Raw genomic sequence first — 11,233 nt, 5'->3', positions numbered from 1 at the left:
GGCCTGGGCAGGCGCGACAATCGTGATCCAGCTCCTCGGTGGTGCAATTGCGTTGCATACGCTCAGCGCGACCGTCCAACCCCTTGGTCTGGCTCTTGGGCAGACGCGCAGGTTATTTCATCGCGACGTTGCGATCCTAATCGTGAGGCTGCCTTTCATTGTTGCGGGCCTGTGGGTGGGAGGGTTACTTGGCCTGCTGGTGGCTCGCGTGGCGGTTACGCTCGGCGGTGTCGTCTACAACATGGTCCTGGTCCGCGAATTGATCGACACTTCTGTCTCCCGGCAATTTCTCGTGAATCTGAGGACCGCTTTGTCCACCTGCACGATGATCATTGTCGGTCTTCTGACCAATTTGGCCTTCATCACATCTGTTGGCCATGAGTCTCACGTCTATGCTCGGTTGATCGCTGTTGTTCTCGTGAGCGCGCTTGCCTATGTCGGGTCACTCTTTGGAGTCTGGCGAGCGACAGGCTCGCCGGCCGGGCCCGAGCGTGAGATCCTGCGAATCCTCGGCGCAATCGCCAACAGGTTCGGGAAAATGGGAAAATCGTCGATGATAACTAAGCAGTCGGGTGAGCAATATGAATGAAAGGTCGAAGCGCCGCGTCGCGCTGATTACGGGCGTCACCGGTCAGGACGGTGCCTATCTCGCTGAGTATCTGGTTGGCCTGGGCTACATCGTCCACGGCATCAAGCGGCGATCGTCCTCCTTCAACACCGCCCGTGTCGATCATCTCTATCAGGATCCGCATGTCGGCGATGTGCCGTTTCTGATGCATTACGGCGACATGACGGATTCGACAAACCTGATCCGCCTGATGCACCAGACCCGGCCAACCGAGATCTACAATCTGGCTGCACAGAGCCATGTGGCGGTCAGTTTCGAGAGCCCGGAGTACACCGCAAATGCTGACGCGATCGGAACGCTGCGGCTATTGGAGGCGATCCGCATTCTTGGCATGGAAAAGGAGACGCGGTTCTATCAGGCGTCAACCTCCGAGCTCTACGGCCTCGTGCAGGAAGTGCCGCAGAAGGAAACGACTCCCTTTTACCCGCGCTCCCCTTACGCGGTGGCGAAGCTCTACGCCTATTGGATCACGGTGAACTACCGCGAGGCCTACGGCATGTTCGCCTCGAACGGCATTCTCTTCAACCACGAGAGCCCGATCCGCGGCGAGACCTTCGTCACCCGCAAGATCACGCGTGCCGTTGCCCGCATCGAGACGGGCCTCGAAGAGACGTTGTATCTCGGGAATCTCGAGGCCAAGCGCGACTGGGGCCACGCCAGGGATTATGTCGAAGGCATGCACATGGTCCTGCAGGCCGACCGGCCCGACGATTTCGTGCTGGCAACCGGGGAGACCCGCTCGGTGCGCGAGTTCGTGGAGCTCGCCTTTGCCGAAGTCGGCCGCAAAGTCGAATGGCGGGGCAAGGGCGTCGAGGAAACCGGTATCGACAAGAAGTCAGGCAGGATCGTCGTGCGAATCGATCCGACCTATTTCCGTCCTACCGAGGTCGATCTCCTGATCGGCGACCCCAGCAAGGCGCGCGAGAAGCTCGGCTGGAAATCCAGGACCCCGTTCGCGCAACTGGTCAAGGAAATGGTGGCTTCCGATTTGTTCGAGGCCAGGCGAGAGGTTGCCAATGGCAAGCAAGCCATTTGAACTTGCCGGCAAGACCGTCTTAGTCGCCGGCCATCGCGGCATGGTTGGCTCCGCGTTGGTGAGGCGGCTTGCGACGGAAAATGTCGAGCTGCTGACGGTGTCGCGGAGCGAGGTTGACCTGCGTGACCAGGCCGCCGTCGATAGATGGTTCGCTGCAAGGCGTCCGCAGGCAGTGTTCCTTGCTGCCGCCAAGGTCGGCGGCATCGTCGCCAACAATACGCTGCGCGCCGAGTTCCTCTACGAAAATCTCGCGATCGCGGCCAACGTCATTCACGCTGCGCATGTCAATCGATGCGAGAAGCTGATGTTCTTTGGCTCCTCCTGCATCTACCCCAAACTGGCAGTCCAGCCGCTGCGCGAAGAGTCGATGCTGACTGGCCCGCTGGAGCCAACCAACGAACCCTACGCGATCGCAAAGATCGCCGGCATCAAGATGGTCGAGGCCTATCGCAACCAGTATGATTCAAACTTCATCAGTGTGATGCCGACCAACCTTTACGGTCGCGGCGACAACTATCATCCCGAATACAGCCACGTCGTCGCGGCGTTGATCCGCCGCTTCCATGAGGCCAAGACGTCGGGGGCGAAGAACGTCGTGGTGTGGGGCACCGGCACGCCGCGACGCGAATTCCTCTTTGTCGACGATCTGGCGGACGCCTGCATCCACCTGATGAAGACCTATTCGAGCGGCGAGCTCGTCAACATCGGCACCGGCGTGGACATTGCGATCGCCGAATTTGCACGCCTAGTCGCGGCGACCGTCGGCTATTCCGGCGAGATCAGCTTTGACACCTCGCGCCCCGACGGCACTCCACGCAAATTGCTCGACGTCAATCGGTTGGCGAAGCTGGGTTGGCGGGCCAAGACCTCGCTCGAGGATGGGCTCAAGTTGGCGTATCAGGCATATCTCAGCGAAAACCGTCAGGCGGGGGAGTAGGGACCGCGCCTCGCAATTGCGAGCCAACGGTCGCATCCGCGCGCCCGTTGTCAGCGGCTGGCGCGATTCATCGGCGCGGCCACGGGGGCGATCACTCCGGAGCGAACCAGCATTTCGGCAGCACGACATCATCCCTGTTTGCGACGTTTCTCCTATCGAGGTCGTGAGGAAACCTTCTCGCAGGCGTCCGGCGAGAAACGCGATCCTTGCGCAAGAACGAGAATTCCATGGTCGGCGGGACCTTGAAGTCCCTGTATTCGATGGGTTTGAAGTAATTGTTTGGATGAATGTGTACGACGTCGAAGTGCTTGGTGATCTTCTTGAAAACAGCGCCGATCAGCTTGAGTCCGATCGGATTGAGAATTCTGTCCAAGGAATGGAACTCGATGATTATGATCCTGAAGCGCTTCAAGTACTCCCAGCTCGTTTCAATGAGAACTTCGTACTCGCCGCCTTCAATGTCCATCTGGAGGATGAGGTCGCCGGTGTGAGGGCCCTTTCTCGACATCCAGTTCTCGAGAGTCATGAACTTGGCATTGTTTTCGTTTCCGAGGAATTTCTTTTCGAAATCGAGGAGGTCATTGTGGATCGCGGGTGCATCCACCGAGAAGTCAGCGAGGAAACATGGGATGCCGCGTTCGGCAAGGCCGAGCTCGAAGTCAGAGACGTTGTAGACGCCCGGTGAAAAGCAGCCGACGCATCCATCCAGGTCGTCCGGAACCAGATAGCCGCCATCAGCCAATCCGCCCAGTCGAATCAACTTCTTGTCCGTCACGACAGGGAAAAGGTCCCGGAAGAACTCCCTGAGCTCCTCCTCCTTTGAGGTGCCGGATATCATAAAGTCGTTATCGAGCAGGCGTGCCTTTACGTAGTCTTTCAACAAACCAATCATGCAGTTCACTCCGAACTCGCTAACGCACCTGGGTGCGGGCTTGCTGCAAGAAGCGGCGCTCCCGTAGGCTCGATGCCTATGTTCGTTGCGATGAACACATTTGCCTGCCTTAGGACTTCAATAGATTCGATTTTTGTCATGAATATGTGCGGTGTTGTCGCTAAGGCGGCGTTGCCGAGACTTGCCTTTTGGCTGCTAAGCCGATCTATTCCGTGCTCTGGAACCCGGTCAGCTTCCGCATCGGCAGGGACGCCGAGGGAGCACGCGTGTTAGAGGCAGAAGCCGGCTGAGTGCGAAAGATCGAATGACCGACGCGGGAAGCTCGGCGGCGCAAAAGTCCGGCGTTGCGGTCAAGTCTTTCGCGCAACCGTAGCGGGTGCCGCGCGCAATGGCAGAAGTGGGTTTGTCGAATGCGAAGTTTGGGTGATGCATCAGAAGCGGTTCGATGCTGTGATGCGACCGGTGGCGCCGAAGAGCTCAGAACGATGGCCGAAAAGCCCATGAAGGACTCTCGTTCCCTCATTACCGAGTTACAGAATGAAATCGACAGGGTCATCGGGCCTCATCTGGAGGGCGTCGAGGATTTTGCGCTGGTGGATTTCCCCAACCACTCGAATGTGGGCGACAGCGCCATATGGTTGGGTGAAGAGACCTATCTGCAGAAGAAGCTAGGCAGAGCACCGTCCTACGTCTGCACCTATGACACCTGGTCAAAGGAAGAGTTTGAAAGAGCCGTTCCTGCCGGACCTATACTTATCCATGGTGGGGGCAATTTCGGCGACCTGTGGCCCAGCCATCAGGAGTTTCGGCTCAGGCTTCTATCGGAGTTTCCGGATCGCCAGATCATCCAATTGCCGCAAACCATACACTTCTCCTCGGCGGCAAGTCTCAAGCGCGCCGCGGACATCATCAACTCGCATAAAAAGTTCCGGATTCTAGTCCGCGATGTGCAAAGTTTGAATATCGCGACAAAGGAATTTACGGCGCCCGCCGATCTCTGTCCGGACATGGCGTTCTGTCTGGGGGCGCAGAGCTCGCCAGCAGCAATAACCAGGAAATTGTTGCTGCTGCTCCGAACCGATCACGAGAAGGTGGAGCAAAAAGGTTTCCCTCCGCTCCCAAACGTTGCAGTTGTCGAGGACTGGCTCGTCGAACAACGAGGCTTGGGAAAGTGGTTGTTTGTGAAGGCGCTGCTTGAGACGGCGCTCCTCGTGCTCAAGGGCAGGAAGCCGTCAGGGCTCGACGTGCGTATTCGCTGGTTTCACCTTCTGGCGTCGAACCGTGTAGCCCGCGGAATGAGACAAGTTGGATCGTCGGCCTATGTGATCACGGACCGGCTTCACACGCACATTTTTTGCGTGTTGTTGAATGTGCCGCACTCGGTCCTTGACAACAATTATGGGAAAATCAGCACCTTTGTCGATGCCTGGAGCAAGCCCTTCGAAAAGTTGAGCCGGCCATTGAGCACGAGTGTGGCCGAGGCCCTCGCAAAATTTCTTGGCGGTTCCGCCCCGGGGGATCAAGGTTGAAGGTCGAGCATCATCCTCCGTCCGGGCGGCTCGCCGCATCGCGCGCGTGGATGGTGAACGTCGTCGTCCTCTCTGTTGTCTGGCCCGCATTGTTTGCGCAGGATATTGTCAGCTTGCTGACCCCTGTTGCCGTTGGGCCGCCGCTGATCAGTCCGGTGGATCGGTCAAAGGAGAGCCCCCGCGGCAGTCCTTTGACGGACAAGATCTTCGGCATCATGACCCCGACATCGCACTCCCCATAGACATCGTGGTGGTAGCTGTCGCTTGCGGCGGCTGAAAGGGGGCCGGTCGTCACGCGCGGACCGCGATTGATGGAGAATCGCACTGGCTCCATCGTTGAGCCGTCAGGTTTGTAGCCATAAACGACGACATGAGACCGTCCGGCATTACCCTTGCCGGCGGTGAAGTCCGCCTTGATCGTGCGCGACACCGCATCGTAGGAAATTCCTTCCGGGAATTGCGTAAAGGTTGTCTGCTCCGTCATGTCCGGTTCGGAGCTGTCATAGGGTATGACTTGGACGAATTCGGTAACGCTTGCATCACCCCAGAGGACCCTCGCGTCCGGGAGCACAATCTCGCCATTGCCGTCGTAGTCAACATTGAGGTCTGCGACCGAAACCAGCGGCTTCCAATGCTTGACGCCTGTCGTCCGCCAGCCGCGGATCCAGTCGACATCGAGATAGGCGCCGGTCGCCGACCTGGCCCATGCTGCGGCGTCATACGCCTCGCCCGCGAACGTGTTATTGAATATGTGTGACGTCAGCAGCACAAATGAGGGCATATCCTTGGTATTGGAGTCCACGCCGGCAAACTGGGATCGAAGCGCGCCATCGACGTAGAGTTGGGTGTTTCCACCGTTTCGAAAGACAAAGCTGAAGACGTGGAACGCGCCGTCCATATAGTCGAATGGTCCGGCGGTGTTGTCGGTCGAGATTGCCCCCGAGGTATGGACAATATTGCTGAAGTGCATCCCTTGGGAGTTGCATTCCAGATCCCACTCGTTGCCGGTTGGATTGAGCACGGGTGCGACCGAATAGGTCCAGAACGCGGGATGAAAGCCGGCCGGATTTGTAAGCCTGGGGCTGAACCGGGCACGCATCTCGATGATGACGGCGTTGGTGGTCGGGTAGTATGCAAACGCCCCGGCGGTATGAATCATCGCGGAGAGGTGCGGCCGCACGCCTCCGTTGATGGATCGGTCGGTCGGCGTAAGAAATGCCTGCTCGCGCGCTGTTGCATTGCGCGCGGCGAGGCGCAGGACCGAGCCGGAGACCGACATATTGTCGAAGCCAACCGCGACGCCGCGGTTGCGGTCCTTGTAGCCTGTGGTCAGCGGGTCGGCATCAAAAGCTGTCCCGAGCGACGTGGTATTGCCACGGATACCCGGATGATAGGCGCCAGTCGGGAAGAACTTGCCGCGAGCGTTTGCCGGACCCACGATATCGAGAGAGTTGAATTCATCTCCCCACGACAGCGTATAGCCCGCATAGAACCCACTGCCATTCTCGCCGATGACCGCGCCGCCGACGATTTGGCTGCGTTCCTCAAACAGCAGGATGAATTGCAGGCGCTGTCGCAAACCATCGTTGCTCAGGCCAAGATAAAGGGCTGAGCCAATGACAGTCAATGATGCGACGAACAGTGCTGCAATAGTGCTGTTCATTCGACGCTTTGATGACATCCAGGCCTCTCTTACTCGAGACCGCCGCGAGTTTCGGCAGGTACGTAGTCACTCGTCGCTGAGGAACCGTCGGTTCGGTGCAAGGCGTCCGAAATGCCGGTCGCTTTAGGTGTAGCCGCAGATTTCGCCGTGCGTTACGAAAATGACCGTTAAATGGCCACCAGAATGGCAGCCACTGGGCGCGTGCCGTGTCCTTGTCAGCAGCGACAAGTTCGCGGTAATCGTTTTGGAGATCACGTGCAATACAGTTCCCAATCAACGCGTCGGACTGATCAATCATGGGCAGCAATCTCAAAATTGTGGCGATTAGCTTGGCCGGTTCCGCGCGCCGCGAGCGCGCGAGTGCAAATCTGGAGTCGCTTGAGATTCCCTGGACCTTCTTTGATGCCTTGCGTGTACCCGCCAAGGGGCTCCCGCAATATGATGAGGCGCTGGCCATCCGCTTTTGGGGCAGGGGCCTTTCACGTGCCGAGATCGGCTGCGCGGCTAGTCATATGAGCATCATGGCGCAAGTGGCAGCGTCAGCTGCCGACAATTCATGGACACTTGTGATCGAAGACGACGTCATTCTCGATGCCGGGTTCAGCTTCCGATCGCTTCCCGACATCTGCAAGGCTGCCGAGATCGGCTATCTCCGGCTGTATGGGCGACACATGGCGCCGTGCAAGCACGTGGCCTGGCTGGATCAGCGGGAATTGGTGCGGTTTGAGCGTGCGCCAATGGGAACGCAGGCCTATCTGATCTCCGGCCATGCCGCGCGTCGGTTCATCGACAGCGTGACAACTATTCATCGGCCGATCGACTGGGAGATGGACCGCTTCTGGGCAAATGGCCTCCACAATTATGCCTTGTTTCCTTTTCCGTGCCTTGAGCTGACGCTGACATCTTCGATCGCAAAGGCGGCGGAGTCGGTCCGCGAGCCTACTGCGTTTGACAGGGCGGCTCGGTTTGCGTGGAAATCAAAGGAATATGTTCTGCGCCTGTCGGAAAATATCCGCCTTCGACAGTCCGACAGGCGGATTCGCCTCCGCCTCGCCGGCGCAAGCAGTCTTTCCGCGCCAATGCCGGAGACAATTCGTACGATCGAAAGCATGTGATTGACGCCTTGAGGAAGCGGCACGAGATTTGACGAGCCGGACTACGTTTGCGCCGTGGCCCGCTCAGGCGGGCTTGCGCCGGACGACACTTCCGAACCTGGCGAGCGGCCTCAGGAGTTCTGCCCTGTTGAAGCGGAGCATGATCAGCTGGTACGCAAGCCAGGAAGGGCTCAAGAACAACCCTGTGAACCAGACGATATGAGAGGCGGCGGCGCGCCAATGTGTGGTCGTGGTCAGAGCAAGCCATATCCCACGGCGCAGAAGTGAACTCGACGTGTCCGCGTCCTGCCCAACATAGCGCAGTCCCAGTTTACGGGACGCGAGGCGATAGTTGACAAAGACGATCTCGTTATCGATCGGCCGTGCCGCTTGCACGTGCATGGACTTCCTGTCGCAATGTGCCTTCAGGATGTCGAACTCTGCAATGCGGAACCCGATCTGCCTGGGAAAATCCGGAAACCGCTGCGCCCGGCCCTTCGCGTCATTTCGGCTGATATTTCTGCCATGGAGCCGATATTGCCCGAGGGTTTCCTGCACCGTGACCACGTCTCCGTAGAGAGGGGCGATCGTGTTGAGGGCGCCGTCGTATCCCACGGGCGGATTGAGCGGGATGACCTGTCGAAGAAACTCTCGGAAGTACGCATTTCCCGACATGACTGGCCAGATGTACGTTCCCGACCGGGTAAATTCTGCGTGCACATCTTCCGACGCGTAGGATTTGGGAAACGCACAGAACGAACGCCCAAGTCGCCTGCCGGCGCCATCGATGATGTCCAGATTGAACTGAACTTTCGAAACACCTTCGCGGCAGTGCGCAGCAACGTTTTCGACCGCCGTCGGCATCAGGATGTCATCCGCATCGAGGAACAACAGTACGTCGCCTGTCGCTGCGCGATACCCAACTTCGAATGCTGCGATGTTGCCCTGATTTGCCTGAAATATGGCTCGAATCCTGTCACCATAGCCGGCGATGATCCGGCGGGAACCGTCGATTGATCCGTCGTCGACGACGACGATCTCGTCCGCCGGACGGGTCTGATTCAACGCGCTGTCGATTGCCAATCCGACATACCGTTCGTAATTGTAGACTGTTATGACGATGCTGATCTTCAACGTGTGTCGCTCACAAATTTGCAGGTGGCAAAAGAGGCTATCAATCCATGCCTTGATGGGCCAGAAGTAATTTCACAGTCCGCAAAGCATGATTGGTGAGGCAATCGCATGAAAATCGCTCTGATTGATCCGTCACTGTTTACTTGGCCATATGATCTTAAATTAGCCAAAGGATTGACCGATATTGGGCATGCAGCCAGCATTGTCGGGCGCCAGCTTGGGCAGAAGCCTTCCGTTGATGAAGACCTGTTTCTTGACCGGCATTTTTATCCGGGATTGCAGTCGCGCTTTTTCAAGAAACTTCCGCGCAACGTGCAGCTGGGGCTGAAGGGACTCAGTCACGCTGAATCAATGACACGGCTGATCAGGCGCTTCAGGAAGACGCCGCCCGATGTGATCCATTTTCAATGGGCACCCCTGGCGATCGTCGACAGCCAGTTCATTCCCAAGTTCAGGAGGGTCGCGCCAACGGTTCTGACCGTTCATGACTCGAATCCGTTCAATAACAATCCGAGCTCGCGGATACAGCGAATCGGGGCGTTCAAGATTCTGCATTGCTTCGACCATCTTATCGTTCATACGACCGTTGCACGTGATCGCCTGCTGCGCGTTGGTATTCCGGGCGAGAAGATTTCGGTTATCGCGCACGGATTGCTGACGGATCATATCGCCCGACCTGCCGACGAGTCCGCGGCCGCGGACGGCCGCGTTCAAATACTCTTGTTCGGCAAGATAAAGCCCTACAAGGGCGTCGACGTCATGCTTCGCGCGCTTGCATTGCTTCCCCGAGAGGTCAGGGCACGTTGCGTGGTGAAGATCGTGGGCTGGCCGGAAATGCCGATGGAGCCGCTGTTTGCGATGGTGAAGGATCTGCAGCTCGAAGACCATGTCGAATTCGACCTGCGGTTCATTCCGGAAGACGAAGTGACCTCGCTGGTCGCGCGCGCTGACATCCTGGCTTTTCCGTACCGGGATATCGACGCATCCGGTGTGCTGATGCTGGCGATCGCGGCGGGACGTCCGATCGTCGCTTCGAACCTTGGAACGTTTTCGGAATGGCTGAGCGATCGGGCGGAGGGGACGCTCGTTCCTCCAGGTGATCCCGCCGCATTGTCCCGGTCGCTCGAGCGCTTGATCAGCGACCCCGACTATCGAAACGCCAAGGGTCAAGGAATGCTGGATCTGCGCGACTCCGTGCCGACGTGGACCTCGATTGCCCGCCTGACCGAGGCCGCCTATGCGAAGGCCAGCCGGCGTGTGGACGCGCCGGCCAGTGCCCAGGTTCTGCAGCGTTCAGGAAACTGAAGGGGTCATCTGCCAGGTGGTCTGGCGGATCGACAGGATGCCCCAGAAAAAGCCAAGTGCCCACGCGAAGTGCATCACGGCGGCGGCCGGCAATGCAAGCAGCCCGCAAATTGAGCGATGTTTTACTGCAATCAACATTGCGGTCAGGGCCAGTATCGCCAGATAGGCCGCCGGCAAGGTCAACAGCAGCGGCGCAGCCGGCGACAGCACGATGGCGCCGAGCGTCAATGCAACATGAGTGGGCACCAGGAATTGACGCAGTCGCAACGATCCTGGATGCCGTCTCACCGTTCTCGATCGACCACGCCCGTAGTTGAAGTATTGCTTCGCCAGGCTCAGAAAGCTCGACCGCGGTCGATATGAAAGGCGGATGTCCGAATCCAGAAAAATCCGGCCGCCAAGTGCACGCAGCCTGCAGTCAAACTCTGCATCTTCATTGTGAGTGAAGGTTTCGTCGTAACCACCGGCCGTGCGAAAGGCATCGATGGTCATCGCGGCATGATGCCCGTGATCGACAAAGCCGCTTTGCTTTCCGCCGCGATGTGCCGATCCGCCCGAGCCGACCTTGGTGTCCGAGACCCAGGCGACGGCTTTCTGCAAGCAACCCTCGCCACGAGAGTCCATGGGGACCACGACCGAGTCGGCCTTGCGCTCGTCCAGAGTCTTGAGGAGGCTCGAAACATAATCCGCTGGATATTCGCAATGGGCGTCACACCGCACCAGGACCTGCGCCGCAGCACCATAGACTTGTACGGCCAGATTGATCCCGGCACTCTGCAGCCGCTGGGGATTGCGCAACAGATGGACGCCGCGAATCTCCTTGCCAAGCTGGCGAACAATGTCAGGCGTCCCATCGGTGCTGCCGCCATCTGCAACCACTATCATGCGATCTTCGTCGAGACCGTCCCGCGCCAGATTGCGGACAACGGTCTCGATATGGGAAGCCTCGTTCAAAACGGGTACGACGATCAGGACGTTTCTGGACACGGTTTAGCTGCCAATTGCCATTGTTTGC

General features: G+C 58.3%; 9 protein-coding genes and 1 pseudogene. 6 read left to right on the top strand and 4 right to left on the bottom strand.

What is annotated here, in order from left to right:
- From HYH07_RS19565 to HYH07_RS19555, 3 genes and pseudogenes are all read left to right on the top strand, one after another.
- Nucleotides 1-589 (top strand): annotated as a pseudogene (locus HYH07_RS19565) (hypothetical protein); the annotation flags it as partial.
- A complete protein-coding gene (gmd, locus tag HYH07_RS19560; protein WP_220004020.1) occupies nt 582-1,664 on the top strand; it encodes a GDP-mannose 4,6-dehydratase in 1,083 nt (360 codons plus the stop codon). The pseudogene HYH07_RS19565 and the gene gmd, both read left to right, overlap by 8 nt.
- Entirely contained in the window at nt 1,645-2,601 is a 957-nt protein-coding gene (locus HYH07_RS19555) for a GDP-L-fucose synthase (protein WP_220004019.1), read from the top strand. The genes gmd and HYH07_RS19555 overlap by 20 nt, the downstream gene beginning before the upstream one ends.
- Nucleotides 2,602-2,692: 91 nt before the next feature.
- Here the strand turns inward: HYH07_RS19555 and HYH07_RS19550 are convergent, their stop codons facing one another.
- On the bottom strand, nt 2,693-3,493 hold the full coding sequence (locus tag HYH07_RS19550; protein WP_220004018.1) for an FkbM family methyltransferase: 801 nt from the start codon (nt 3,491-3,493) through the stop codon (nt 2,693-2,695).
- Between the two features lie 485 nt (nt 3,494-3,978).
- Here HYH07_RS19550 and HYH07_RS19545 point away from each other — a divergent pair, with 485 nt between their 5' ends.
- On the top strand, nt 3,979-5,022 hold the full coding sequence (locus tag HYH07_RS19545) for a polysaccharide pyruvyl transferase family protein (RefSeq protein WP_220004017.1): 1,044 nt from the start codon (nt 3,979-3,981) through the stop codon (nt 5,020-5,022).
- A gap of 10 nt (nt 5,023-5,032) precedes the next feature.
- Here the strand turns inward: HYH07_RS19545 and HYH07_RS19540 are convergent, their stop codons facing one another.
- Nucleotides 5,033-6,685 carry a putative Ig domain-containing protein gene (locus HYH07_RS19540; protein ID WP_220004016.1) on the bottom strand — a complete coding sequence of 551 codons (1,653 nt, stop codon included), beginning with the start codon at nt 6,683-6,685 and terminating at the stop codon, nt 5,033-5,035.
- Nucleotides 6,686-6,981: 296 nt separating this feature from the next.
- On the opposite strand from HYH07_RS19540, the gene HYH07_RS19535 reads away from it, so the two are divergent.
- A complete protein-coding gene (locus HYH07_RS19535; protein WP_220004015.1) occupies nt 6,982-7,800 on the top strand; it encodes a glycosyltransferase family 25 protein in 819 nt (272 codons plus the stop codon).
- A 63-nt stretch (nt 7,801-7,863) separates the two neighbouring features.
- Here the strand turns inward: HYH07_RS19535 and HYH07_RS19530 are convergent, their stop codons facing one another.
- Nucleotides 7,864-8,913 carry a glycosyltransferase gene (locus tag HYH07_RS19530; RefSeq protein ID WP_220004014.1) on the bottom strand — a complete coding sequence of 350 codons (1,050 nt, stop codon included), beginning with the start codon at nt 8,911-8,913 and terminating at the stop codon, nt 7,864-7,866.
- A 108-nt stretch (nt 8,914-9,021) separates the two neighbouring features.
- Between HYH07_RS19530 and HYH07_RS19525 the strand changes: the two genes are divergently transcribed.
- On the top strand, nt 9,022-10,218 hold the full coding sequence (locus tag HYH07_RS19525; protein WP_220004013.1) for a glycosyltransferase: 1,197 nt from the start codon (nt 9,022-9,024) through the stop codon (nt 10,216-10,218).
- Here the strand turns inward: HYH07_RS19525 and HYH07_RS19520 are convergent.
- Nucleotides 10,207-11,205 carry a glycosyltransferase family 2 protein gene (locus tag HYH07_RS19520; RefSeq protein ID WP_220004012.1) on the bottom strand — a complete coding sequence of 333 codons (999 nt, stop codon included), beginning with the start codon at nt 11,203-11,205 and terminating at the stop codon, nt 10,207-10,209. The two genes, HYH07_RS19525 and HYH07_RS19520, sit on opposite strands and share 12 nt — an antisense overlap.
- Nucleotides 11,206-11,233: the final 28 nt, after the last annotated feature.

Source organism: Bradyrhizobium sp. BR 10261, from assembly GCF_019455395.1.
GTDB lineage: Bacteria > Pseudomonadota > Alphaproteobacteria > Rhizobiales > Xanthobacteraceae > Bradyrhizobium > Bradyrhizobium manausense.
Note: the sequence above shows the minus strand (reverse complement) of the source record. Positions and strands in the feature narration are given on the sequence as shown.

Bases quoted from the DNA above. Each gene is read 5' to 3' on its own strand.
- gmd (WP_220004020.1), top strand. From the start codon at position 582: ATGAATGAAAGGTCGAAGCGCCGCGTCGCGCTGATTACGGGCGTCACC.
- HYH07_RS19555 (WP_220004019.1), top strand. From the start codon at position 1,645: ATGGCAAGCAAGCCATTTGAACTTGCCGGCAAGACCGTCTTAGTCGCC.
- HYH07_RS19550 (WP_220004018.1), bottom strand. From the start codon at position 3,493: ATGATTGGTTTGTTGAAAGACTACGTAAAGGCACGCCTGCTCGATAAC.
- HYH07_RS19545 (WP_220004017.1), top strand. From the start codon at position 3,979: ATGGCCGAAAAGCCCATGAAGGACTCTCGTTCCCTCATTACCGAGTTA.
- HYH07_RS19540 (WP_220004016.1), bottom strand. From the start codon at position 6,685: ATGAACAGCACTATTGCAGCACTGTTCGTCGCATCATTGACTGTCATT.
- HYH07_RS19535 (WP_220004015.1), top strand. From the start codon at position 6,982: ATGGGCAGCAATCTCAAAATTGTGGCGATTAGCTTGGCCGGTTCCGCG.
- HYH07_RS19525 (WP_220004013.1), top strand. From the start codon at position 9,022: ATGAAAATCGCTCTGATTGATCCGTCACTGTTTACTTGGCCATATGAT.